Source organism: Rothia sp. HMSC061E04 (assembly GCF_001813685.1).
GTDB lineage: Bacteria > Actinomycetota > Actinomycetes > Actinomycetales > Micrococcaceae > Rothia > Rothia mucilaginosa.
In genome coordinates this window covers 68,523-93,169 of sequence record NZ_KV813705.1, presented here as the reverse complement: position 1 = coordinate 93,169, position 24,647 = coordinate 68,523, and the positions used below count along the sequence as shown (strand labels likewise).

Below are 24,647 nucleotides of genomic sequence, written 5' to 3'. Positions count from 1 at the left end.
CGGGCCCCTGCCGGCACCGGCCGGCTATCCCAGTGAGGAGAACAATGAGCGAGAAGAATTACCCCGCAATTCCCGACCCCGAGGGCGTGGAGCGGGTCTACGGTGAACTGTTGGCGCGAGCGCCCGAAAACAAGATGGCGCCGCGCCTGGACGCTGTGGCGCGCGCCGTCGAAATCCTCGGCGACGTGCACCGTGCCGCGCCGGTCATCCACATCACCGGCACGAACGGCAAGACCAGCACCGCCCGTATGATTGAGGCGCTGCTGCTCGGCCACGACCTGCGCGTGGGCCGCTTTACCAGCCCGCATCTCGAAAGCGTCACCGAGCGTATCTGCATTAACGGCGCGCCCGTACCGGACGCCACCTTTGTGCGTATTTGGGAGGAAATCGCCCCCTACCTGCAGATTGTGGACGCGGAGATGACCTCCCGCGGCGAGCCCGCCCTGACCTTCTTCGAGTCCGTTACCGTGCTTGCCTTCGCGATTTTCGCGGACGAGCCGGTGGACGTGGTGGTGCTCGAGGTCGGTATCGGCGGCACCTGGGATTCCACGAACGTTGCCGACGGCGTGGTTTCCGTGGTCACCCCGATCGGTCTGGATCACACCGACATGCTGGGCGAAACCCTCGCCGAGATTGCGACCGAAAAGTCCGGCATTATCAAGCCCGGTGGCTTCCTGGTTTCTGCGGCACAGGACCCGGAAGCGGCGGACGTACTGCTCGCCTCCGCCCGCGAGAAGGAAGCATCCTTCGCCTTCGAGGGCGTGGAGTTCGGCATTGTCTCCCGTGAGCTTGCGGTCGGCGGTCAGCTGCTGACCCTGCGCGGCCTGGCGGGCGAGTACCCGGATGTGCCGCTGTCCCTGCACGGTGCGCATCAGGCGCAGAACGCCGTGGTGGCTCTCGCCGCCGTGGAGGCGTTCTTCGGCGGTCAGCGTCAGCTGCCCGAGGACGTGGTGCGTACCGCGTTTGAGACGGTGCGCTCGCCGGGCCGTCTGGAGGTTGTGCGCACCGAGCCGCTGACCATCCTGGATGCGGGCCACAACCCGCACGGTGTGCGTGCGTCTGCGGCTGCGCTGACTGAGGCGTTCAAGCTGTCGCACCTGCATTCTGTGGTCGGTATTTTGGGCGAGAAGGATGCTCTGGGCATGTTTGAGACCATGCGCGAAGAGTACGTTGACGCTTCTGACAGCACGTTCCGCCTGTACCTGGCCGCGTCGGATTCGCCGCGTGCGATTGCGCCGGAGCGTCTGCACGAGCTGGCGCTGGATGCGGGTCTGGACGAAGACTCGATTGAGGTGTTTGAGCACCTGGACGAGGCGATTGCCACCGCCATGGAGAACGCCCTCTTTGAGCAGGAGTCGGCGGGTGTGCTGATTACCGGTTCGATTACTGTCATAGGTGAGGCGCGTACCCTGCTGGCTGCGCATGAGGAGGCGAAGACCCCCGGCGCTGAGGCTGAGGAACTGCCGGATGAGCTGCCCGCCGAGGGTGCTTATGCGGGTTCTGCGGGTGCGGCGTCGGCTTCGACTCTGGCTGCCGCGGCGGCTGCGGCTGCCTCTGCTGAGCCGGATGAGCTGCTTGACGGCATCATGGCTGAGCTGGGTGGCGAGTCTGCTGCGGGTTCTTCGCTGGAGGATTCGCTGGGTCTGCCGCTGGGCGATTCGTACACCGATGATTTCTTCGGTGATGATGACTCCGAAGACGAATAAAGCCCACTGAGGTTATTGATGAGAAGGCGGGGTGCCGCCCTTTGGCTGGTTGTACTGGCTGAGCTGGTTTTACCGGCTGGGGGAGTGGCGCCCCGTCTTTTTCGTGCCTCCGCTTTTTGTGCCCCGCCTTTTTGATTCTGCCCTCATACGCTGCCCTCATGCTCCCACTCGAACGCATGATTTCTCACGCGTTCCCATGGGCTCTCACCTAACCCCAATCGCTCGAATTTAACCGGCATCACCCGCTTTCACTCACCCAACCCCACCCAAAAATCGAAAAGAACGAAAATTTGTGGGCACCTGGCCCCAAAACCTGGCGCGCCTTGGCGTCACGGTGCTATATTCGCTGAGGCGCCGGCCCCAACGCCTGAGGCCGCGCCAACACACCCGCACACATACGCATACCAGCGACGGTATGCATTATCTCGAAAGGCAACTCTTATGTCCGCGTCCTTTGCTGATGTGAATGGAACTGATTCGTTCACTGAAACGTTGCGCCAGGAGAACATTGATACCTGGCTTTCTGCCACGAATCACCGCTTTGTGACTGAACTTTTTGACGGCACGATTGCCCCGCAGGTTATGGCGGGGTACCTTGTGCAGGACTACCGTTTCTTGGACACCTTCCTCGCCCTGATTGGTGGCGCAATCGCCAATGCAGACACTCTCTCTGGGCGCTTGCGGTTGGCGCAGTTTGCTGGTGAAATTGCCGGTGACGAGAACACCTACTTCCTGCGTTGTTTTGAGACTCTGGGCGTGACGGAGCATCAGCGTGAATCCATACCCGATACAGAGGCGACCACCGGCTTCAAGCGTCTCTTCCTCGACGCGGCGGCAAGCGGCAGCTACGCGGCGATCCTGTCGGTGCTGATGGTTTGCGAGGGCCTGTACCTGGATTGGGCGTCGAAGGCTCCCGCCAAGCGCCCCGACTCTTTTGTGCACCACGAGTGGATTACCCTGCACGACTACCCGGAGTTCCGTGAGCTGGTTGATTTCCTGCGCCGCGAACTGGACCGTGTGGGCCCGTCGGATGCGCAGCGTGCCCGCGAGTTCTTTAGCCGCGCGGTGGAGCTGGAGCAACTGTTCTTTGACGAGTCGTACACCCACCCGTTGCCCTAACGTGCCGTCTGTGCGCTCCACGGTAGTTGCCGTGGGAGCCGCCACGCGTGGATGAGGCGAATGCCATAGAAAACATGCGCACCATGCCCCGGAAGGTTCCGCCCGCCGCTACGTTGCGGGCGCCTCCCGGGGTTTTCTGTGTTTAAGGTACGTCACAAAAACACGCCTATTTGCATGATTTGAGGCGTCATATAGGAAATGTAGAAGCTAATGGCGTGCTATTTAACAATGTGAGAGGCTAGGATAAATGGGGTACTGCTTCCGGGGTGCTGGCTATGCCGCGCCGGTAAGTACCACCGTGAAACACTATCTAAAAGGAGTCGTATGAGTACCGCCGCATCGAGTACTACCGAGCCCACCCGCGCTGCAAAAGAAGCGCAGCACGGGCACGCGGGAACCCCGGGCGGCTACTCAGACCGACAGCTCGGATTCTGGCTGGTTGGCGCCGGCCTGATCGCACTCATTTCTTCAGCGATTCTGGTGTACGAGCGCCTGCAGATTTACATTGATGCCGGTCACTCCACGGTCTGCGATATCAACGCCCTGCTCAGCTGCGGCACGGTGATGCGCACTCCGCAGGCGGAAGCTTTCGGCTTCCCGAACCCGTTCATTGGTCTGGTGGGCTTCTCGATTGTGGTGACTATTGGCGCGGCGATGATGGCGGGTGCACGCTTCAAGAAGTGGTTCTGGGTGTGCATGAACATTGGTTTGGCGGCGGCGACCGCATTCATTATGTGGCTGTGGTACCAGACGACGTTCCAGATTAACGCCCTGTGCCTGTTCTGCATGATCGTGTGGGTTATGACTATCACGCTGTTTGTGAAGACTACGGTCCGCAATATTTCGGCGGGTGTTATTCCGGCGTCGCAGTCGATGCGTGAGAGCGCTCGCGGCTGGTCGTGGTTTGCGATTAGCCTGTGGCTGATCCTGATTTTTGGCATTATTGTGATCCGCTTCTTTGAGGTCATTGTGAATATGATGCGCTAAGCAGTTGAGGGCTGATGCCCCGAACTTTCAACGCCCCGGTACTTGTTGGTGCCGGGGCGTTGTTGCGTCTGCGGGTGGGTGAGGCTGCGCAGAATACACCGGGCTGATCGTGCCGGGTAGAATACGCCGGGCTGGGGTGCCGGGTAGCGGGGGAGGCACCGGTGACCCGAGCCGTGAAGTCAGCGGGGAGGCGGCGCGGGTGCGTATAATGGTCAGGTATATTCTTGAGCGGCGTCAGCCGGAGCCGTCCGCGGGTTTTGCCTGCGGCGTTGACTGCCTGCCGTTCTGCTGGACACTAGATTCTTGATACCCCTTCGAGGAGAACCGTGAAGACTGCCGGAATTGCCGCAATGGGCGTTGCTGCCGTTATTTTTCTGACTGCCCTGCTGTTGCTGACCGCCGGTCACTTCTCGCTGCTGTGGGTGATTCTGCTGGTGGTTTCTCCGTTTGTTTTCATTCTGGGCGTTCCGTTTGCGACCGGTTCCGGTCCGGAGTACCTGCCGACCGACCCGAAGCTTGCTCAGCAGGCTCGTGAGGCGCGCGATGCGGAGCTAGGTCTGGACTAGCCCCTCCTCGTAAGAACTTTTTGAAGCCGGGTGGTGCGTAGTGGCACGCCCGGCTTTGCTGTACCCGCAATGCGTCCGCCGCAGCGTGCCCGCGGCAATGTGCCTGCTGCAAGGTGCCCGTGTATCCGGCTGTGGGGGAGCGATGCCCGGATAGGGCGCCGGGGTGGCTTAGAGGTACCCTCTACCGGGTATAATGGAACACGGTGTCTTGTGCGCCCCGCACGCGCATAAAGATCCCCACCAACGCATCGAGGGAGAGTACCCGAAGAGCGCCGGCTATAAGCCGCGGAGCATAACTGTCGCACCGCGCGGGCCGCCCGCCTCGGCGAAGAAACCCGAAGACCGGCAGAGCACCCAGGAAGGGTGTGAGCGTGCCGTGCTCGAGAGCGAGGTGGCTGTGACCGTCGCGGCGCGCTCTGCGTTCCGCCCGCTCGCCCCCTACGGCAGAAGCACTGAACGAGATAGTGCCCGGTAGCGCCGATGAACGCGCACCGTAGGGTGAGGCTTGAGCCGCGGTGACAGCAACTAGGCTTTGCGCTGTATGCGCGCTGTTAAAATCCTTGCGGTGCGGAGCAGGGTGTAACGAAAGAAGATTAATGTCTGACGAGAAGAACGTCGAACTTGGGGTTTTTGAGGCGCTGAACGCCCTCGCGGAGGAGAAGAACGCCTCTGCAGAGACCCGTGAAACTCTGCGTAAGAATGTTCGTGAGAGCTCTGACGCCCAGCAGGGTACTGAGCGCCGCCGTCCGGGTCGCCCGAAGAAGGAGAAAGCTCCTGAGGTTCCCCTGGATGAGGCGATTGCGGCTGGCCTGACCAACCTGCGTAACGCTAAGGCTAAGCACGCGCCGGCACCGAAGGTTGCCGCTCCCGCTGCGTCTGAGACCGAGGTTGCTTCTACCCTCGATAGCCTGTTTGAGGCTGCTGAGAAGAAGGCGGCTGAGCCGGCTGTTGTGGAGAAGACTGCTAAGGTCGAGACTGTCGAGAAGACCGCGAAGGTGGAGGAAGTTGTTGCCCCCGCCGCTGAGTCTGCTGAGCCCGCTGCTGAGTCTGCCGTTGAGGTGAAGGAAGAGACCGCCAAGGTTGAGGTCGTAACCCCCGCAAAGGCTGAGGAAGCTAAGAAGACCGAGGCTGCCGCTGAAGCTCCTGTTGCTGAGGATACTGAGCAGAAGGCTGAAGAGGCTGCCGCAGAGCAGCCCGCCGAGGCTGCTGCAGTTGCTGAGGAATCCGCAACCGAAGAAGCTGCACCTGAGGCGCCCGCCGCAGAAGAGTCTGCTGAGGAGCCTGAGGAACCGGCTGAGCCCGTAAAGACCATTAGCGACCTGCAGCGCGAAAAGTTGCAGGAGCTGCGCTCGCGTACCCCCATGGGTGCGATGCCGCTGTTCATGGCTCCCGAGCCGGAGGAACTGAGTGAGCTCGCTGTTGCCGCCAAACTGGAGCGTGAGGCACGCCGCGCCGCTGCCGAGGAGCAGAAGCGTAAGGAGCGCATGGAGCGCCGCCGCGAGGAGGCTGCCGCTGAGGCTGAGGTGACGAGCCACCGTCGCCGTCGCCGTCGCCGCGGTACCGAAGATATTGAGATTGAGGGCGGCGTCGATGATGAGGTTGAGACCGTCACCAAGGTGCGTGCGCCGCGCCTGGCTGACTCTCACGCATCCAACACTGTGACCGGTGTGCGCGGTTCTACCCGCCTGGAAGCGAAGCGTGTACGCCGCCGCGAGTCCCGCTCCCTGGGCCGCCGCCGCCACATCGTGACCGAGGCTGAGTTCCTGGCTCGCCGCGAGTCTGTGGACCGTCAGATGCTGGTTCGTCAGAAGGACGGCCGCATCCAGATTGGTGTGCTTGAGGACGGCGTGCTGGCTGAGCACTTCGTGTCCAAGACCCAGCAGGATTCCCTGATTGGCAACGTGTACCTGGGTAAGGTTCAGAACGTTCTGCCGTCCATGGAAGCTGCGTTCGTTGACATTGGACGTGGCCGCAACGCTGTGCTGTACGCGGGCGAGGTCAACTGGGATGTCACCGGTCTGGACGGTGCGCCCCGCAAGATTGAGAACGCCCTGAAGCCCGGCGATTCGGTTCTGGTGCAGGTCACCAAGGACCCGATTGGTCACAAGGGTGCCCGCCTGACCAGCCAGGTTTCTCTGCCCGGTCGCTTCCTGGTGTACGTGCCGGGTGGTTCGATGACCGGTATTTCCCGCAAGCTGCCCGACACCGAGCGTGCTCGCCTGAAGAAGATTCTGAAGGACAAGCTGCCCGAGGGTGCTGGCGTAATCGTTCGTACTGCGGCGGAGGGCGCTTCTGAGGAGGAACTGACCCACGACATTAACCGTCTGCGTGCGCAGTGGGAAGAGATTCAGGAGAAGGCTAACTCCCGCAAGGTGCTGGCTCCGGAGATGCTCTACCAGGAGCCCGACCTGATGATTAAGACCGTGCGTGACGTCTTCAACGAGGACTTCACCGCGATGATTGTTCAGGGCGAGAATGCGTGGGATTCCATCGAGGCGTACGTGACGTACGTGGCGCCGGACCTGGTTTCCCGCCTGCAGCAGTGGGATTCCGCTGACGACCTCTTCGACCACTACCGCATTAACGAGCAGCTGGCGAAGGCACTGGACCGTAAGGTGTACCTGCCTTCGGGTGGTTCGCTGGTGATTGACCGTACCGAAGCCATGACTGTGGTGGACGTGAACACCGGTAAGTTCACCGGTAGCGGCGGCAACCTTGAAGAGACTGTCACCAAGAACAACCTGGAAGCTGCTGAGGAGATTGTCCGTCAGCTGCGTCTGCGCGATATCGGCGGCATTATCGTCATTGACTTTATTGACATGGTGCTTGAGTCGAACCGTGACCTGGTTCTGCGTCGCCTGATTGAGTGCCTGGGTCGTGACCGTACCAAGCATCAGGTGGCTGAGGTGACTTCGCTGGGTCTGGTTCAGATGACCCGTAAGCGCCTGGGTACCGGTCTGCTTGAGGTCTTCTCGGAGCCCTGTGAGCAGTGTGCCGGTCGTGGCCTGGTGGTTCACGATCAGCCGTTGAGCGGTCGTAGCGGTGGTGCGTCGGATTACATCCACCGCCATGAGCGTAATGACCGTAAGCGTAGCCGTGCCGCTGCCCGTGAGGATTCTCGTGACCAGCAGAAGCAGGATGCTCTGGAGTCGAAGAAGGCTGAGCGCCGTAACGCTATGGCTGCGGTGGCTGCCGCATCCGCTCAGAGCGAGGACGTTTCGGAGGAGACCGCTTCGACCCGCAAGAAGCGTAAGCGCCGCAAGCGTTCGCGCCGCGCGGAGACCGCTGAGCTTTCGCTTGAGCAGGAGATTCAGGGTATTGCTGAGGCTGCCAGCGAGCAGGCTCACGCGGAGGTTGCTCAGCGTGAGGACAAGGTCGCTGAGGTCACCGAGGGCAACTGGATTGGTGAGCAGGGCGGTTTCTCCCTGGAGCAGCTGGCGAGCGCGTTCGACCGCGTGGAGGAGGAGTCCGCTGAGGATTCCTCGAAGGACTCTGAACAGGAGCGTTCGGAGGACCGTTCTGAGGAGCGTCGTTCGTCCAAGCGTGGCGAGAAGAAGTCTTCTCGTAACCGCCAGCGCCGCGAGCTGACCGATGCGGATATCGCCGCTGTGGAGGATTCCGGCGCGGGTGCGCTGGAGGACGAGCACCACGTTGACCCGGAGCTTGACCCGCGCTTTAGCCGCTCCTCGGATCGTTTTGAGGCGATTCGCGCCGGCGAGGCGAAGGCTCGTGCTTCTCAGAAGGCTGGCCGTCTTGCCCGCACTGAGGGTGAGTCATTCCGTTCGGGCCGTGAGGATCGTTCGGAGGAGCGTCGTTCGTCCAAGCGTGTTGAGCGTGAGGACCTGCGCATTGAGGATGTTCGCGAGACTCCGCGTGCGTCCCGCCGCCGTGCTCGTCGCGCCGCTGATGAGAAGCGCGCCGAGAAGGCAGCTGAGCAGAGCGTGGCATCCGAGCAGGCACCCGCGAAGGCTGATAAGGTTGAGAAGTCTGAGTCTCGCACGGTTGTGACCGGCGTGATTGGTGCTCCGGCTGTGACCGGTGTGGTGGGCGCAGCTCCCGCAGCGGTTGAGGCTCCGGTTGAGGAGGCTCAGAAGCCTGCGGCTCAGGTGCCCGGTTCGACCCCGCGTAAGCGTCGCACTCGCCGTGCGGCTTCGAGCGCCGGTGCCGGTGCTCAGGTCGTGACCGTGGACGTTTCCGAGCGTGCTGAGGGTTCCGTGGTTGCTTCCGCTTCTGTTGCGGATGTGGCTCCGGTGGCTGATGACGCTTTGGCTCCTGTCTTGTTCGGCATTGGCGTTGCTGCTGCCGACATTAAGCGTGAAGGTAAGGACGATTAGTCTTTAGCTTCCGATCATCGGAATTCCGATGGTGTGTGTATATCAAGCCCCGGCGGGGTGGAGTGATCCACTGCGCCGGGGCTTGTCTATGCGCGACTGTCTATGCGCGCTTGCCTACCTGCGGCTGCCTCAGCGTTATTTATGCAACCGAGCGGTGCGCGGTTTATATACGGTGCGCGCGCAGGTTGAGTAGCATCACGTGCCGACTTTGGGCGTTCCGCAAAATTATCTATTGCGCGGCGCGTAGATCATGCCGTATCCTTAAGGACTGGTGTTTATCTCAGTGAAGCCCTATCGACGCAGGGCCAGCGGGAGACACCGCTCCCACCCGCATCGTCTTCGGTGCGGTCGAGTATTCGGCTGAGTTTGGAACGTGCGGGAGAGAGACACCACCGGTGAGCCTCGCGTGTTGGCTTCGGCGGGCAATCCCGCCGGAACGCACGGGCCGTTCCTTCTTGTTCGCGGTCATTCGATTGGCGGGGGAGGGCGCACAGCAATGAAAGCGCAGGCTGCTCATTCGTGTGAGATTCAAGAAGCAAGTTGTCGAGAAAAGTGAGTCCCATAGTGGCATACGCGATTGTACGCGCTGGCGGCCGCCAGGAGAAGGTTTCCGTAGGCGACCTCGTTACCCTTGACCGTGTTGCAGGCGAGCCCGGCAGCACCATCGAGCTGCCCGTGCTGCTGCTCGTCGACGGTGACAAGGTCACCGCTGACGCAAAGTCCCTGGCTTCCGCCAAGGTTGTTGCTGAGAAGGTTGAGGACCTGCGCGGTCCGAAGATCGTTATTCAGAAGTACAAGAACAAGACCGGTTACAAGAAGCGTCAGGGCTTCCGCGCCGAGCTGACCACCGTCAAGATTACCGCTATCAACGCGTAATCGAAACGACCGGAATTCAACCCTAAGGTAGGAATACAGAATGGCACACAAGAAGGGCGCAAGCTCCACCCGTAACGGCCGTGACTCGAACCCCCAGTACCTCGGTGTTAAGCGCTACGGCGGCCAGTCCGTCAACGCAGGCGAGATTCTCGTTCGCCAGCGCGGCACCCACTTCCACCCCGGCCTGAACGTTGGCCGTGGTGGCGACGACACCCTGTTCGCTCTGGCAGCAGGCACCGTCGAATTCGGTACCCGCAAGGGCCGCAAGGTCGTTAACATCCTGGCAGCAGCTGAGTAATACTCACCGCTAGGGCAGAGGGGGTAGGCGTTAGTCTACCCCCTCTCGCTATGACCTCCAATGCCGTGGACGCCCGTGCTGGGCTCCACGATGAGGCGCACCCCAACCCGGTCGCGCCTGCTACCGCATCCGCAGCATGATTGGTGTGTGCCGTGCGGTGGCGAAGTGAAGATTTTCCAAGATAAGGAGAACCCGTGGCAGAATTCGTGGACCGCGTGGTCTTGCATGTATCTGGCGGTCGCGGAGGTAACGGCTGCGTCTCCGTGCGACGTGAAAAGTTTAAGCCTCTGGGCGGCCCTAATGGCGGTAACGGTGGTAATGGTGGCGCGGTGATTCTGCGCGTGGATAACCAGACCACGACCCTGCTGGAGTACCACCACAGCCCGCACCAGCACGCCCCGAATGGCGATATTGGTCGTGGCGATATGCACCACGGCTTTAACGGTGAGGACCTGATTCTGACCGTGCCGCAGGGTACTGTGGTGAAGGACCGCGAGGGTAATGTTTTGGCTGACCTGCTGCGTGTGGGCGACGAGTACGTTGCTGCCCGTGGCGGTATGGGCGGTCTGGGTAACGCTGCGTTGGCTTCGGCTAAGCGTAAGGCTCCCGGTTTTGCTCTGTTGGGCACCCCCGGTGAAGAGGCTGATATTGTTCTGGAGCTCAAGTCCATTGCGGATGTGGCTCTGGTGGGTTACCCCTCGGCGGGTAAATCTTCGTTGATTGCTGCGATTTCTGCGGCGCGTCCGAAGATTGCTGACTACCCGTTCACCACTTTGATCCCGAACCTGGGCGTGGTGCAGGCGGGCGATGTTCGCTACACCGTCGCGGATGTTCCCGGTCTGATTGAGGGCGCTTCGGAGGGCCGCGGTCTGGGTCACCGCTTCCTGCGCCATGTGGAGCGTTCTTCGGCTCTGGTGCACGTGATTGACTGCGCTACTTTGGAGCCGGGCCGCGACCCGATCAGTGACTTTGAGGTGATCCGCGGTGAGCTGCAGAACTATGAGGTTGACCCGACTGCGGGTGTAACCGTGCCGCTGCATGAGCGTCCGCAGATTGTGGTGCTCAATAAGATTGACGTTCCTGAGGCTCGTGAGCTGGCTGAGTTTGTTCGCCCCGAGTTTGAGGAGATGGGCTTCAAAGTCTTCGAGATTTCGACTGCTTCCCATGAGGGTCTGAAGTCCCTGATCTTTGCGATGGCAAAGCTCGTGGAGGAGGACCGCGTGGCTCGTGCCGCTGCCGAGAAGGAAGCGGAGCGCGTGGTTGTTGAGGCTCCTGTGGTTCGCCCGAAGGGCTTCCGCGGTAAGAAGAAGCAGGAATTCACTATTCGCCGCGAGGAGCGTAACCTTGAGCCGCTGTTCCGCGTGATTGGTGAGAAGCCTGAGCGTTGGATTCAGCAGACTGACTTCAATAATGATGAGGCTGTCGGCTACCTGGCGGACCGCCTGGCGCGCCTGGGCGTTGAGGATGAGCTGTTCAAGGCTGGTGCTCGTGCCGGTGACGCCGTGGTGATTGGCGAGAACGACAACTCGGTGATCTTCGATTGGGAGCCGACCATGGTCGGTGGCGCTGAGCTGCTGTCCTCCCCGCGTGGTACGGATGCTCGTCTGGAAGAGATTATTCGCCCGACTCGTGCGCAGAAGCGTGTGGAGTACAAGGAGCGTATGGATGCGAAGGCGGAGGCTCGTGCCGAGCTGGAGTCCGAGCGCGCTGCAGGCGTGTGGACCGAGTCAGTTGAGTACCGCAAGAAGTTGAAGGAAGGCAAGGTCGACGAGAATATCGACATGCCGAACATTGATGACTAATATCTAGGCGTTAGTTGTTGATGGTGCCGCGTACCGGGGTTTGGCTCCGGTGCGCGGCGCCTTCTTGTGCGCGGTGTTTTCTTGTAGGTCCTGTGGTTGCCGCTCGCGCCGGATGTGCGTGTCGGAACACGCAGGTGAGCCTGTGGCCGGGCGTGCTGGCTGGGTATTCCACTGGCGGCTTAGCTCACCCCCGTCATTTCGGTGTTTTTGACCGTAAGCAGGTAGCATAGAGGGGAATGTACGCGGGCACCTTTTTCGGTGTTGCGTACCTTCTGTGTACCTGCCCGCATCCGCACCTGTGGTGGCTTTTTAGCTGCCGTGGTGCGGTCTCTGTCCCCAGCAAGGACGGCATTTGTGACTGACCAGCCTGTTCACCTTGATTTTGGTGCTCCGAGCACCGAGTCGATTCCCCCGCGCACTCCCGGTCGGGTGCGTCTGGGTGTGATGGGTGGAACCTTCGACCCGATTCACCACGGACACCTGGTGGCAGCTAGTGAAGTTGCCGCCGTGTTCGACCTGGATGAGGTCGTGTTCGTTCCGACCGGTCAGCCCTGGCAGAAGGTGGGGGAGCGGCACGTGAGCGACGCTGAGCATCGCTACCTGATGACGGTGATTGCGACCGCGTCGAACCCGCGTTTTACGGTGAGCCGTATTGATATTGACCGTGGCGGCGCCACCTACACCTTTGATACGCTTAACGAGCTGCGCGCCCTGCGCCCGGATGCTGACCTGTTCTTCATTACCGGCGCGGACGCGATTAGCCAGATTATGACCTGGCGCAATGCCCATAAGCTGTGGGATTTGGCGACTTTTGTGGGTGTGACCCGCCCCGATCACAATCTGGATCCGCCGCTGGCTGAGGGTCGTCATATTACGACCCTGAAGATTCCTGCGATGGCGATTTCTTCGACTGATATTCGTCGCCGCGCAGCTGCAGACGCCCCCATCTGGTACCTGGTGCCCGATGGTGTGGTGCAGTACATTGCTAAGTACGGCCTGTACAAGAAGGACGCCTTGACGGCGTACCGTGACGGCTTACCCCGCGTGAAGGATGAGTCTGGGCAGGCACCCCAATCGACGAATAATGAGGGAACACATGAGTGAAGCTACGGGTTCGAAGCCCTATAGCGAGGACGAAGCGTACCTCTACGAGACGTACGTGACCGAGGACGGCATTGAGGTGCCGCCGCCTACTAAGGTGATGGGTCCGCGCCGTCTTGCCCGCTACCGTGAAGAAGTTGCCGAGTACCTGCGTGCAGCCCGCCGCGGTGAGCCCGCGAAGCCTGTTGAGAACATGGGATCCGTGATTCATGCGGGTGCTATTGACCCGCAGGTTCTGGCTGTTCAGCGTCGTTTTGCGGCGCTGGCGGCTCAGGGCAAGATTGACACTGAGGCGAACGATGAGGAGAAGCTGCACGAGCCTGCTCCTCTGACCAGTAGCCTGCGTGTTCTGCGTCCCGAAGAGATCGCGCAGAACCGTGTGGATGCGACCAGCCCCTCCGCGGTGGATAACCCGATGACTTCTTCGATCCCGGTCATTGCCGTGGTCAAGGAGGAGAAGCCGGAACCCGAGCTGCACCAGTACCTGGTGCGCGATGAGCCGAAGGTTGAGGAGCTGGACAGCTCTGATATTGAGGCTGAGCAGACCGAGGTCGCTTCCGTTGAGGAAGAGACTGTTGAGGTTGCTGAGGTTGAAGAGTCTGCAGACGAGCTGCCCACCCGCGTGAGCGCAGTGAACGCGCAGGGTCTTGACCTGAGCGTGCTGGATAGCGCCTCCGCTGGTGACACCGTGGATTCAGTGGACGGTGACCCGACTGTTGCTCTGAGCCCGGATGAGGTGGAGGAGCTGCTGCAGCGCATGGTGGATCGTCAGGATCCCGAAGAGGCACTGGTTGAGGAGACTGCTGAAGAGTCCGAAGAGGATTCTGAGGTTGAAGAGTCTGAGCCGGCTGAGTCGAAGTCTGCATCGGCTGTCTCTGCTGAGGCGTCGAAGGAAGCTGAGGAAAAGTCTGCTTCTGAGAGCGCTGTCGAGAAGGCTGAAGAGGTTCTGCAGCCTGCGCAGAAGGCCTCCCTGACGTGGCTGTGGATTGTGCTGCTGCTCGCCCTGGTCGTTGTTGGTCTGATTATGATTTTTGGCCCTAAGTAGGCCGTGAACAATGCACCCCTGTTGCGGGTGCTGCCGGTGGGTGTTCTGCCGGCAAGGAAGGAAAATATGACTGCTGCACAGTCCTCGATTGAGGCTCTGCGCATTGCCGCCCGCGCTGCGGAGGAGAAGCAGGGAACGAACCTGTTCGCTGTGGATGCATCCGATGCGATGGGTTTGATTGATGGCTTCCTGGTGGTTTCTGCCCACAATGAGCGCCTCGTGAACGCTGTTGCGGATGAGGTTGAGGACGCTCTGCGTGAGCAGGCTGACCTGAAGCCGGTCCGCCGTGAGGGTCGTTCCTCGGGTCGTTGGATTCTGCTGGACTTCGGCGATATTGTCGTGCATGTTCAGCATGAGGAGGACCGCGAGTTCTACGCTCTGGATCGTCTGTGGGCTGAGGCTCCGCGTATTGAGCTGGGCGTTGAGAACGAGGCTCCCTTCGACATTGAGGGTGAGACTGAGGAAGACGCTGCACGCATCATTCCCGCTCAGGATGAGGCGTAGGCTTCTGCTTGATTTTTAGCTGATGAGGGGTGGGCTCTGCTGGCGCTGTACGGCGCCGCGGGGTCCGCCCCTCTTGCTTACCCGCCGGGAACTTTTTTGGAGTTTTGGGTGTGCGGGTTTGCATCGTTGTCCGTGGTGTGTGTAATATATTCATGTTGCCTCGTTGAGGTCACTAACAGAATATGGGGATATGGCGCAGCTGGTAGCGCACCTGCATGGCATGCAGGGGGTCAGGGGTTCGAGTCCCCTTATCTCCACGTTTTCCTCGGTTGAGGAGCTTTTCGCCCGGTTCTTGTGAATCGGGCGATTTTGCTATCTGCCGATAACTCTCGATAGTCAACAACGCATTCATAGTTGAGGAGAAGCGCATGGGAGCGCACGCACACCACGGCCACCACGGCCACCACGGCCACCACGGGCATCATCATTCGCATGCCCCGAGCCCGGAGGACGCCGCCTCGATGCGTCCGCGCCTGCTGATTGCGTTTAGCTTGGCGGTCGTTATTGTGTTGGCGCAGGCGATCGGTTCGTTGGTCACGGGAAGTCTCGCGCTGCTGACTGATACGGCGCACGCGCTGGCGGATGCCTCCGGCCTGCTGGTGGCGCTCACGGCGGCTTCGCTGATGACGCGCCCGGTAACGTCCCGCCGCACGTGGGGTTTTCGCCGCATTGAGGTGCTTGCCGCCCTCGGGCAGTCGGTGCTGCTGCTGGCGGTGGGTATCTACACGGCGGTGGAGGGCGTGCATCGCCTGTTTGCCCCGCCGGAGGTGCCCGGCACCGAGCTGCTGATCTTTGGTGTGGTTGGCCTGGTGGCGAACGCTATTGGTATTGCGGTGCTGGCTACGGCGAGGAACGCGAACTTCAATATGCGTGCCGCGTTCCTGGAGGTGCTCAATGACGCCCTGGGTTCGTTGGGTGTGATTGTGGCGGCTATCGTGATTTGGCTGACGGGCTTCTATCAGGCGGATGCCCTTGCCGGTCTGCTGATTGCGGCGCTGATTGTGCCGCGTGCGGCGCGTCTGATGAGGCAGACGACTGCGGTGCTCATGGAGTTCACCCCGGACGGCCTGGACCTGGACGCGATGCGTGAGCACATGCTGCGAGTTGAGGGCGTTGTGGAGGTGCACGATGTGCACGCTTCGATGGTGGCGACCGGTCTGCCGGTGGTGACCGCGCACGTGGTGGTTGCCGATTCGTGCTTCCATGACGGGTCTGCGGTGGCGATTTTGGACCGTATCCGTTCGTGCGTGGCGGGTCATTTTGAGGTGTCGGTGGAGCATTCGACGTTCCAGTTGGAGACTGCCGAGTTGGGTGGTCGTGAGCCGGCTTCGATTCGCCACCCGTAGGTTGTGCCCCATAGGCTGGCTCGCGTAGGTTTTGCCTATAGGTTTTGCCCGGGCTTCGTCGGCGGTTCTGCCCGCCGCGGTAGATAGAGCAGAAATAGCAAGCCAGAACAGGTACCAGAGCCTGAAATAGCGGGGGAGTAGTGACCGTTATATTTGGTGGCTTCAACACGCAAAAGATACACTCTTTAGGGAGCAAAAGGTGCTCCTCACCCGCACACTTTGACAGGCCCGCTGGCTGGCTCTTTAGTTTGGTAGCCGCGGTAGCCTGCAACGATGAGCGCCTCAGCCCAGCTGAAACGGAATAGCTGAAACGGAACAGTGGGCGGGCGCATCCTAGAATTTTTGACGAGAACAACCACGATTAGCAGCAGATACGGAACACTATGCATTCACCTATTGCCACTTACCTGACCGAGACCCTCGAGTCGGTCGCTTCTGATACCTCCGGTGAGCTGGCAAACTACATTCCGGAACTTGCCGCCGTGGACCCGGACAAGCTCGCCGCGTCTATCGCCATGGTTGATGGTGAGCAGTACGCCGCCGGTGACTCCGATGTGGAGTTCACGATCCAGTCGATTTCTAAGCCGTTCGTGTACGCCCTGGCGCTCGCGGACCGCGGCTATGATGACGTGCTTGCGAAGGTGGGCGTGGAGCCTTCCGGTGAGCCGTTCAACGAGCTGTCCCTGGAGGACGGCTCCGGTAAGCCGCTGAACCCGATGATTAACGCGGGCGCGATTACCACCCATTCGCTGGTTGGTCCTCCCGGTGCGACTCAGGGCGAGCGCATGGAGCGCGTCATTTCTGGTCTGTCTGCGTTTGCGGGCCGTCGCCTGTCGGTGAATGAGCGCGTGTACGAGTCTGAGCTGGAGCACGCGCACCGCAACTACGCGATTGCACACATGCTGCGCGGCCACGGCATCCTGACCGGTGACCCGACTGTGGCGGTGCAGGGTTATACCCGCCAGTGCTCGCTGATGGTGACGGTTAAGGATCTGGCGTTGATGGCGGCGACTTTGGCGAACTATGGTGTGCATCCGGTGACGGGTGAGCAGGTGGTTCCTAAGACTGTGGTGCGTCAGGTGCTGAGCGTCATGTTCACGTGCGGCATGTATAACGCTGCGGGTGACTGGGCAACCCAGGTGGGTGTGCCGGCGAAGAGCGGCGTGGGCGGCGGCATTATTGGTGCTGTGCCCGGTCAGCTGGGTGTGGCGACGTTCTCGCCGCGCCTGGACGGTCACGGTAACAGTGTGCGCGGTGTAGAGCTGTTCGAGCAGTTCTCTGATGACATGGGCATGCACGTGATGAACGTGCCGACGGTGGCTCGTTCGGCGTTGCGTGCGAACTACCAGATCGGTTCGGGCGATGAGTCTATGCGCCTGATTCAGTTGCAGGGCCGTATCCGTTTTGCGGGTGTGGAGCGCGTGATCCGTGAGATTGTGGAAGCCCCGATGGAGGGTTCCAAGGTAGCCCTGGATGTGACTCGCGTGTACGCGGTGGATGAGGTCGCTCAGAGCATGCTCCTGGAGCTGATGCGTCGTCTGCGGAATGACGGGTACAAGGTGTACCTGATTGATAATGACGAGACGATCACGAACACGGATGCGCTGCGCAGCATGGGTGTGAAGGTTTTGACGAACCCGGCGGTGGTGACTTCTGCTGAGTCGGATGCTGAGCGTGTGGCTGAGGCGGACGCCGAAGAGGCTGCGGAGGCTGCGGCTCTGGAGGCGCTGAATGCATTGGAATCCGCTAAGTCGGAACAGCCGGAAGCTTCGGAGTCTGAGTAGGTTTCTCTCCGCGTACTTGGTTGTACGATTGTGTGAACTTATATATTGAGGCCCCTTTCCCGTGCGCGTTGTGAATGCGTTCTGGGGGAGGGGTCTTGCTGTGCTTACCTAGAGCTGTACCTTGCGCTGTAGCTGGAGCTGTACCTGGATTACCTGGCGTGCGGGTAGCTTAGTGTACTGAGCGTGGTCTTCGGTGAGTGAGTGGACTGAACGTGTATAAAGGTTCTTTAATAGTGCCGTTGTTAATCATTAAGTAATATTTTGAATTTTTCGATAGCTAACAGTGGTCTCATCATACACTCGTAATATGAACACTGTTCCACACTCAGAAACACCTATCACTACTCGTCAGTCCGCTATCGTCAACCCCACCGCTGACCAGGCGGCGGCGGCGGGTGCTTCTGCCCGCGCCTCCATGGGGCGACGGGAACTCTTACAACACGTTGGTACCTTTGGTCTAGGCGCGGTGAGCTTCGGCGTGCTGGGTCTTGGCCTCACCGGTTGTACCCCGTCGAACACCCCGTCGGGCAGTGCCTCGGCGAGCCCTTCTTCGACCCCTTCGGCAAGCTCGGCGGGTACCCCTTCCGCATCTGGCTCCGCAACGGGTACCCCATCCCCGACCGCCGCGGCATCTAAGACCGCTTCTGCGACTGCGACGTCGTCGAACCCGATTCCCGAAGCTCGTGCCTGGACTGGACCGCAGACCGGCCTGCCCGGTGAGGGCAAGTACATTGCGTGGACGGTCGATGACGGCGCCGACCCGGAGGTGGTACGCGCCTACGCGGAGTTTTCTCGCCGTACCGGCACGCGCCTCACCTTCTTTATCAACGGTCAGTACCCGGCGTTTAGGCAGCATCGTGACCTGTTGTTGCCGCTGGTGAAGAGTGGTCAGTTGCAGATTGCGAACCATACGTATAGTCATGCGGCGTTGACGAGCCTGACGGATGAGCAGATTGTTCAGGAGTTGACCCGTAATGATGAGGAGATTATGCGGCTTTTTGGGGTGTCTTCGAAGCCGTATTTCCGCCCGCCGTACGGGTATTATGATGCGCGCGTGTTGGCGGCTGCGGCGTCGTGTGGTTTTACGCGCCCGGTTCTGTGGTACGGGTCGTTGGCGGATTCGTCTAATATTTCTTCGGCTGAGGTGTATGCCTATGCGGAGAAGTATGCGTTGGCTCAACATATTGTGATTGGGCATTTGAATTATCGGGGTGTGGTGTCTGAGCTGGACCGTATTCGGGCGTTGTTGGATCGGCGCGGGTTGAAGACGGTGACGATTCGTGACTATTACGGGTAGTGCGGGGGAGCCCCGGCGAGGGGTTCCGGTGGGTATACTGGGAGGCATGATGAAGCTTCCTCAGAATCCTCTCCTTCGGCAGGTGCACCGCTTCCGTGAGTCGCTGCTGCTTTTGCTGTATTACTCGCTGTCTTTTCTGGGTGTGCGGTGGGTGCGCACGGGGCATCCGCGTGTGGCGGCGGTGTGGTCTGTGGGTTTGTGGCTGAATTTGGTGGTGCGTGGCATGGGCCAGGTGGTGCGTATGCTGGTGCCGGTCCTGCAGGATGCGGAGGCGCGCCGTGCTCGTGCTGAGCGTGCCCGCGCCTACCAGCCGCGCTAGCCTCACCGACTGAGCTGATAGAACGAGGCTGATATGACGAAGCCCCCTCGTACTAGAAATAGTACGAGGGGGCTTCGCTATGTCTGGGGCTGCATGAGCCGGGGGTGCTAGTCGTCCTCGTGGGAAAACTCGTTGACAATCTCGGGGGTCTGCAGAGCAAACTCATCAGGTTCCGCTGTCTCGGGCGAGAAATCCAGGTAGTAGTTACCCTCGGAGGTGCGGGTGATGGTGACGTAGGTTCGACCGTAATCGAGCAGTTCGCGAATGCCGACCTTGGTGCCTTCGTCGAGGCCCATGCGCTTACGAATATAAGAGCCAAGCTCGGAGTTCGGGATGGTCGACATATCCTTACCGCAGCGGTCGGAACCGCTGGCAACACGCATAATGAGGTCTTCACCGTCATCGCAGTGCACCACAATGGGAGTGTTCTTCACAGGGAAGAAGTTGGACTGCCCAATGTTCGCGGGAACCGCAAAGTAGGCTTCATCCTTATTGGCTCGGATATCTCGCAGACCCCAGTTAATGCCGGAACCGCAGTTGTACGAAGAGCCCTTACCTGCGTGGCTGTACAGGTACAGCTTGATGGAGGAGAAATCCTTCAACCGTTCTTCACGTTCCGTCTCAGGTTCGGGGAGCGAAGGAACCGGAGGCAGAGACTTATTCGCCAGGACGTCGGAGGGTGCTTCAGGGAAGGTGAAGAGAGAATCAACCACAGGGTCGGTGCAGCTTAGCGAAGCACCGAAAAGCGTATCGATATAGTTCTCCGCATACTCCACCGACACCGGCACAAGAATGTTCTCCTGCTGACATTCCGAAGCGTTGCGACCGATATTCAGGCCGTCCGTTGACAGGTTAGCCGAGCCAGCGTAGGCAATATCGAAGGAACCGTTCTGTGCCCAAGCGTAGAGCTTAGTATGCACCAGGGGAGAGACGCGAGGATCCGGGTAACGAATATCCAGGTACCCGTGACTAGCTTTGACCCATCCCTTAAGGATTTCGTGAGTCGTAATGCTTACCGCACCGTCTCGCGCCATGCCAATCAGAAGATGAACCTTAGGCGTGGTGGAGGTGGGGGTAAACTTACTCATCTCACCCCAATGACCGGCTTCCTTGGAACGCCGTCCGGGGGTGAAATCAGCCTGGTATAGCGCGCTGAGAATGGTAGTCCGCGAGATATACCCGGTGACCGCCCACAGCTCATGTCCGGCGCAATCATCCTTAGGATACGGCGATTGGAGAACAAGCTCAGCGAGGTTGTCGCCCATGAGTGACGAGTAAAATTCCATGGGAATACGTCCTCCTTTTACCTAGAAAAGAGTGCCTTCTTTCTTCTCAAGTTCACGAATGCGCTTATCTACATCAATATTCGGTTCAATGCTTTCGTAGGAAATACCTTCGAGAGTCTTGAAGAGAGCTTCGAATATGACCTGCGCACCGTCCGGAGGAACCGCCATACCAATCTGGCGACGTACGTTCTCCTTGTTGCCGATGAACTTGTACCAGTCAGGGAACGTCTGCAGGCGCGCGCGCTCGCGGTTGGTCAGGGCGCGGGGCTCTTCCCAATGGTAGATGTGCGTTCCGCCGCCGCCGGATCCGGTGACGGTGTATGCGGGCTTATTGGGATCCAGGCGCTTATAAATCTGGCTGAGCTTAGCACCACGCACATTGAGGCGCAGTTCCTCAGGCATATCGGTAGCGTTGAAGGCGTTCTTGCCGGGCTTGATGTAGGCGAGGCGTTGCTTCACTACCTCAGACTGGCGAGTGAGCTCATTGTTGGTTGCCCACTCGGGGATGGGAGGCTCGGTAAGCGCCTGCTTAGCGGTGCGCATCATCGAAGGTTCGGGAGTGGTGGGTTTCGGAACCTTGAATTCTTTGCCGCTGGCAATAAGGTCATTATGTAGGCCTACGATAATGATTCGGTGTCGAGCCTGGGGGAGACCGTACTCCTCAAAGCGGTATTTATGAGCGACAACGGTGTACCCCTTACGCTGCATTTCACGCAGAATGTAGGGGAAAGCAAGACCCTCATTAGCGCCAGAAAGACCACCCACGTTTTCTGCCACAAACCATTCAGGCTTATGGCTCTTGAGCACGTTGATTCCGTAGGTGTAGAGGGGACCGTAGGTACCGTCTAGACCCTTCTTTTTTCCTACGAGGCTGAAGTCGTTGCAGGGAAAACCGAATGCAAAACCATCAATTGGGGGTAGGGCGTCGGTGTCGAGCTCGCGAACGTCACCTACGTACACGGTCTCTTCAGAAGCGCCGGGGGTATTTTCGCGGTAGGTATCTGCAGTCGTGGGGTCGTAGTCATTAGCCCAGGCATGCTCAATTTTGACACCCGGAACCTTATCTGCGGCGTTGTGTGCGCCCAGGGCAATGCCGCCGGGTCCGCAGAAGAGCTCTCCCATTCTGTAGGTTTTGGGTGATGTGTGCTTCTCAGCCATAAGGTTCTCCGAGTGTAGAAAGTATCAAGTACCTATGCGTGCTCGCAGGGTGTTGAGGTGTACCTGAAAATTTTAAATAAAAATACTAATTTTAGCAGCTTAGCCCGTATTCTGGATTCAGCGACGGAATGTGGTAGATAGGGCGCTATGTGTGATGTATGGCCTACTAATCGCGTTTAAAAAAATTAATGCTAGGAATGACGAAAACCTGCGCTGACGTGTGAGAACGAGTGCTAAACTCACAGAGGAAGCCAATCAGCGGCTTCTGCAATCACTCACATTTCTGTTTTCAATGAGGAGAAAAATGGCTGAGGAAATTTCCAAGCCGGAGCAGCGGATTTATGACATTGCTGCCCGGGAGCACATTTCGTATGAAGAAGCATGTCGCCTAGCAATTGACGCGCTGCTTGACTCAGGCGTTGTTACGGAGGAGATGGTCGTTCCCAGCTACGAGGAAGCACTTCGTAGTATCCAGAAGCGTCAAGCAACAGAAGCTAAGGGAATGAAGGAATCTTGGTATGATACCACCAAGCCTGACACCCCTATTTGGTCTATCCTCCATGAGGAACTCAAGGCTAAGATTGGCAAGGAAGGTGCTTCGACTATCCACCGGGAATCCAATAAGGTCGTTGGATTTTTGGCAGATCCCAATGTAAAAGATCTGAAGCGTAAGGGACTCGTCGTTGGCTACGTTCAGTCTGGTAAAACTGCGAACTTCTCGGCGGTTATCGCCAAGGCAGTTGATGAGGGTTACCGTTTCGTCATTGTTTTGGCGGGCATGTATAACAACCTTCGTCGCCAGACTCAGGAACGTTTGGATAACGATGTTCTGTCTGCTTGTGATGGGCACAAGAGTGTCAAGGCTTTAACTGACGTAACCGGCGATATTTCTTGGAAACCTATTCAATGGGGTTTTAAAAATAAGAATGATGTTTTCTTCGCCGTTGTGAAGAAGAACCCTCGTCGCTTGGAGAACCTTCTGCATAAATTGGAGGTAGCAAACAAAAAAGGTCTTCTGGATAATGTGCCTGTGCTTATCATTGATGATGAGTCAGACCAGGCAACCCCCAACACTGCGAAGGAAAATGAAGAATACTCGAGTATTAATCGTCTTCTCCGTCAGATTTGGGACCAGGTCTCTACGGGATCGTACGTGGCTTATACCGCAACTCCGTTTGCAAACGTGCTGATGAATCCTGATGATGAGGAGCGCTATACCGAGCATGTGAAGTCTAGTAATTCTGATAACCCTGAAGGTGAGGATATTGAGCGTTACCCCGGACTGTACCCTTCTGACTTTATTTATGCTCTAGAGCAGCCAAAGGGATACATCGGTGCTTCGCATATTTTCGGCACCCCATTCTGGGCTAGTGAAAATGCAGACGGTACACTTGATGACGGTCTGGATATCGACGCGGTGCGCCCTATTTCTGAGGATGATGCAAAGGTTCTACGTCCGCCGACCGCTAAGGAAGCAAAGGAAGGTGCAGTGTATGCACCTAAGATGGTACCTAGCCTTGAAAATGCAGTGCTGTGGTTTATGATTGCCACGGCTCTTCGCCGTCGTCGTGCTCAGAAGAAGCAGCACAGCTCGATGCTGATTCACTTCTCCCAGAGGGTAGAGACACATTTTGAGGCATATGAGATTATCAAGGACTACATCTCTGAGCTTCAAGAAAACTACGATCAGTCTGAGATTAACGACGCCATGCAGGGTCTGTACGAGCGCGAGGTTGCTCGCATGCGGGCTGTCCGCCCCGAAGCGGTTTACCCTGAATGGGATGAGCTGAAGCCTGCCGTATACGAGACTATCTGTGAGACTAAGTGCATTGTGGAGAACGGGTCTTCGGAAGAACGCTTGGAGTACATCGCAGATTCACCAGCCACCTATGTTGTTGTCGGCGGTAATACTCTCGCCCGTGGTTTGACTCTTGAAGGACTCATTAGCTCCTACTACATCAGGACGAGCAAGACCTACGATACTCTTCTCCAGATGGGCCGTTGGTTTGGTTTCCGTCCTATGTATGAAGATCTCATTCGTTTGTGGACTACCGGTGGTATCCAGTCATACTACCGCCACCTTGCCGGTGTGGAAGAAGAGATTCGTGAAGAGATTCGCAGAAAGGGTAACTCTCCTAAAACCGTTGGAGTGAAGATTCGTACCCACCCTGGTGTTTTGCAGGTGACCGCTCCGAACAAGATGCGCCACGCAAAGGTTTTCAATCTTGATTTCACTGGTAAGTTGCATCAGCTGACTCGTTTTGACGAGAAGAATACCGAAGTCCTGAACCACAATATTCAGGTATTCGAGTCGCTTGTGAACACTATTTCTGGTAGTCAGGAGGCTCTGCGAGGTAAGAATAACGGAAGCTACCTCTTTATGGGGGTCCCTGTAGAGACCGTTCTTACGTACCTTAAAGATTTTGAGATTCATCCTTCGCATAATAAGACTGTTATGGGCAAAATGGTTGAATGGATTGGCAAGTATGTTGATCAGGACTGGAATGTTATTATCTATTCCGGTACCAGGAAGAATATGATTCAGCGCAATTTTGCGGGTCTTGATATTCGTATGGCAAACCGTAGCGCAGAGATTAACTCTGAGCCGGGGGTTACGGATTTGGGTGCTCTTACTGTAGCTGGTTCAGAGGTTGTGGACCTCAAGATTCTTGCAGATGCAGGAATCTTGGAAGACCCGGATAAATTTAAGAATGTAAAGGAAAAGGAGTGGCCCGCTCTTCGTTATCTGAATGGAAATACTCCGCTTCTGGTTATCTATGTAGTGAACCCTCAATCTCCTTCTGAGGGCAGGGCTACCCGTCGAGATTTGGACGCTACTGCTCCTGTCGTGTTGCATGCCGTTCTACTGCCGCAGGTAGCTGGTTCTGGAGATGGTCACTTCGTCGCAGTCGAGACTAACGATCCTGAACCTGATGAGGAAGAGCAGGAAGAAGATAACTCTTTCCTTGATTTGGATGATGATGATGAAGGTGACTACGACGGCTGATTCCAAGTAAATTTTATAACCTATAACTGAGGTAAATATGCTCTGGGGTGGCGATTTGATGCCACCCCAGAGTTCTTAACAGTATGTACTAGTGCTCTAAAGAGTCGCAGCA

The 24,647-nt window shown here is 58.4% G+C and carries 18 protein-coding genes and 1 tRNA gene; 17 read left to right on the top strand and 2 right to left on the bottom strand.

What is annotated here, in order from left to right:
• Positions 1–44 precede the first annotated feature (44 nt).
• The 16 genes from HMPREF2927_RS06275 (at position 45) to HMPREF2927_RS06195 (ending at position 19,084) form a co-directional block, all read left to right on the top strand.
• Complete coding sequence (locus HMPREF2927_RS06275; RefSeq protein WP_070686505.1) at positions 45–1,706, top strand: bifunctional folylpolyglutamate synthase/dihydrofolate synthase; 1,662 nt, start codon at positions 45–47, stop codon at positions 1,704–1,706.
• Positions 1,707–2,147: 441 nt separating this feature from the next.
• Positions 2,148–2,825 (top strand): TenA family protein, encoded by a 678-nt coding sequence (locus tag HMPREF2927_RS06270; protein WP_070686503.1) that lies wholly within the window; start codon positions 2,148–2,150, stop codon positions 2,823–2,825.
• Positions 2,826–3,149: 324 nt separating this feature from the next.
• Positions 3,150–3,812, top strand: coding sequence for a vitamin K epoxide reductase family protein (locus HMPREF2927_RS06265; RefSeq protein ID WP_070686501.1), 663 nt, complete (start codon positions 3,150–3,152; stop codon positions 3,810–3,812).
• A gap of 326 nt (positions 3,813–4,138) precedes the next feature.
• Positions 4,139–4,378 (top strand): nucleoside-diphosphate sugar epimerase, encoded by a 240-nt coding sequence (locus HMPREF2927_RS06260; protein WP_070635093.1) that lies wholly within the window; start codon positions 4,139–4,141, stop codon positions 4,376–4,378.
• A 596-nt stretch (positions 4,379–4,974) separates the two neighbouring features.
• Positions 4,975–8,712: an Rne/Rng family ribonuclease gene (locus HMPREF2927_RS06250; RefSeq protein ID WP_070686499.1), complete on the top strand. Its 3,738-nt coding sequence runs from the start codon at positions 4,975–4,977 to the stop codon at positions 8,710–8,712.
• 564 nt (positions 8,713–9,276) lie between these two features.
• Positions 9,277–9,588, top strand: coding sequence for a 50S ribosomal protein L21 (gene rplU / locus HMPREF2927_RS06245; protein WP_005505764.1), 312 nt, complete (start codon positions 9,277–9,279; stop codon positions 9,586–9,588).
• A 40-nt stretch (positions 9,589–9,628) separates the two neighbouring features.
• Positions 9,629–9,886, top strand: a complete 258-nt coding sequence (gene rpmA / locus HMPREF2927_RS06240; protein ID WP_005505766.1) for a 50S ribosomal protein L27 — start codon at positions 9,629–9,631, stop codon at positions 9,884–9,886.
• A 194-nt stretch (positions 9,887–10,080) separates the two neighbouring features.
• Positions 10,081–11,688 (top strand): GTPase ObgE, encoded by a 1,608-nt coding sequence (gene obgE, locus HMPREF2927_RS06235; protein ID WP_070686496.1) that lies wholly within the window; start codon positions 10,081–10,083, stop codon positions 11,686–11,688.
• Positions 11,689–12,042: 354 nt separating this feature from the next.
• Positions 12,043–12,792, top strand: coding sequence for a nicotinate-nucleotide adenylyltransferase (nadD, locus tag HMPREF2927_RS06230; RefSeq protein WP_070686494.1), 750 nt, complete (start codon positions 12,043–12,045; stop codon positions 12,790–12,792).
• Entirely contained in the window at positions 12,785–13,834 is a 1,050-nt protein-coding gene (locus HMPREF2927_RS06225; RefSeq protein WP_070686492.1) for a sulfite reductase subunit alpha, read from the top strand. Before nadD ends, HMPREF2927_RS06225 begins: the two co-directional genes overlap by 8 nt.
• 66 nt (positions 13,835–13,900) lie before the next feature.
• Entirely contained in the window at positions 13,901–14,338 is a 438-nt protein-coding gene (rsfS, locus tag HMPREF2927_RS06220) for a ribosome silencing factor (RefSeq protein WP_005505774.1), read from the top strand.
• A gap of 184 nt (positions 14,339–14,522) precedes the next feature.
• Positions 14,523–14,595: transfer RNA gene (locus HMPREF2927_RS06215), tRNA-Ala, on the top strand.
• Positions 14,596–14,706: 111 nt separating this feature from the next.
• On the top strand, positions 14,707–15,684 hold the full coding sequence (locus HMPREF2927_RS06210; RefSeq protein ID WP_070686490.1) for a cation diffusion facilitator family transporter: 978 nt from the start codon (positions 14,707–14,709) through the stop codon (positions 15,682–15,684).
• A gap of 383 nt (positions 15,685–16,067) precedes the next feature.
• Positions 16,068–17,468 (top strand): glutaminase, encoded by a 1,401-nt coding sequence (locus HMPREF2927_RS06205; protein WP_070686488.1) that lies wholly within the window; start codon positions 16,068–16,070, stop codon positions 17,466–17,468.
• A gap of 307 nt (positions 17,469–17,775) precedes the next feature.
• A complete protein-coding gene (locus HMPREF2927_RS06200) occupies positions 17,776–18,765 on the top strand; it encodes a polysaccharide deacetylase family protein (protein WP_070686486.1) in 990 nt (329 codons plus the stop codon).
• A 46-nt stretch (positions 18,766–18,811) separates the two neighbouring features.
• The gene (locus HMPREF2927_RS06195) at positions 18,812–19,084 is read left to right on the top strand and encodes a hypothetical protein (RefSeq protein WP_246827374.1); all 273 of its coding nucleotides are present in this window, start codon (positions 18,812–18,814) and stop codon (positions 19,082–19,084) included.
• Positions 19,085–19,191: 107 nt separating this feature from the next.
• Here HMPREF2927_RS06195 and HMPREF2927_RS06190 read toward each other — a convergent pair whose 3' ends face one another.
• Positions 19,192–20,370: a restriction endonuclease PLD domain-containing protein gene (locus HMPREF2927_RS06190; RefSeq protein ID WP_083311212.1), complete on the bottom strand. Its 1,179-nt coding sequence runs from the start codon at positions 20,368–20,370 to the stop codon at positions 19,192–19,194.
• A 21-nt stretch (positions 20,371–20,391) separates the two neighbouring features.
• Positions 20,392–21,492 (bottom strand): DNA cytosine methyltransferase, encoded by a 1,101-nt coding sequence (locus HMPREF2927_RS06185; RefSeq protein ID WP_246827372.1) that lies wholly within the window; start codon positions 21,490–21,492, stop codon positions 20,392–20,394.
• 340 nt (positions 21,493–21,832) lie between these two features.
• Between HMPREF2927_RS06185 and HMPREF2927_RS06180 the strand changes: the two genes are divergently transcribed.
• Positions 21,833–24,535 (top strand): Z1 domain-containing protein, encoded by a 2,703-nt coding sequence (locus tag HMPREF2927_RS06180; RefSeq protein WP_070686480.1) that lies wholly within the window; start codon positions 21,833–21,835, stop codon positions 24,533–24,535.
• Positions 24,536–24,647 lie beyond the last annotated feature (112 nt).

What these genes read in the sequence shown, in the direction of transcription:
- HMPREF2927_RS06275 (WP_070686505.1), top strand. Translation starts at nt 45, where the DNA reads ATGAGCGAGAAGAATTACCCCGCAATTCCCGACCCCGAGGGCGTGGAG.
- HMPREF2927_RS06270 (WP_070686503.1), top strand. Translation starts at nt 2,148, where the DNA reads ATGTCCGCGTCCTTTGCTGATGTGAATGGAACTGATTCGTTCACTGAA.
- HMPREF2927_RS06265 (WP_070686501.1), top strand. Translation starts at nt 3,150, where the DNA reads ATGAGTACCGCCGCATCGAGTACTACCGAGCCCACCCGCGCTGCAAAA.
- HMPREF2927_RS06250 (WP_070686499.1), top strand. Translation starts at nt 4,975, where the DNA reads ATGTCTGACGAGAAGAACGTCGAACTTGGGGTTTTTGAGGCGCTGAAC.
- rpmA (WP_005505766.1), top strand. Translation starts at nt 9,629, where the DNA reads ATGGCACACAAGAAGGGCGCAAGCTCCACCCGTAACGGCCGTGACTCG.
- HMPREF2927_RS06225 (WP_070686492.1), top strand. Translation starts at nt 12,785, where the DNA reads ATGAGTGAAGCTACGGGTTCGAAGCCCTATAGCGAGGACGAAGCGTAC.
- rsfS (WP_005505774.1), top strand. Translation starts at nt 13,901, where the DNA reads ATGACTGCTGCACAGTCCTCGATTGAGGCTCTGCGCATTGCCGCCCGC.
- HMPREF2927_RS06210 (WP_070686490.1), top strand. Translation starts at nt 14,707, where the DNA reads ATGGGAGCGCACGCACACCACGGCCACCACGGCCACCACGGCCACCAC.
- HMPREF2927_RS06205 (WP_070686488.1), top strand. Translation starts at nt 16,068, where the DNA reads ATGCATTCACCTATTGCCACTTACCTGACCGAGACCCTCGAGTCGGTC.
- HMPREF2927_RS06200 (WP_070686486.1), top strand. Translation starts at nt 17,776, where the DNA reads ATGAACACTGTTCCACACTCAGAAACACCTATCACTACTCGTCAGTCC.
- HMPREF2927_RS06195 (WP_246827374.1), top strand. Translation starts at nt 18,812, where the DNA reads ATGATGAAGCTTCCTCAGAATCCTCTCCTTCGGCAGGTGCACCGCTTC.
- HMPREF2927_RS06190 (WP_083311212.1), bottom strand. Translation starts at nt 20,370, where the DNA reads ATGGAATTTTACTCGTCACTCATGGGCGACAACCTCGCTGAGCTTGTT.
- HMPREF2927_RS06185 (WP_246827372.1), bottom strand. Translation starts at nt 21,492, where the DNA reads ATGGGAGAGCTCTTCTGCGGACCCGGCGGCATTGCCCTGGGCGCACAC.
- HMPREF2927_RS06180 (WP_070686480.1), top strand. Translation starts at nt 21,833, where the DNA reads ATGGCTGAGGAAATTTCCAAGCCGGAGCAGCGGATTTATGACATTGCT.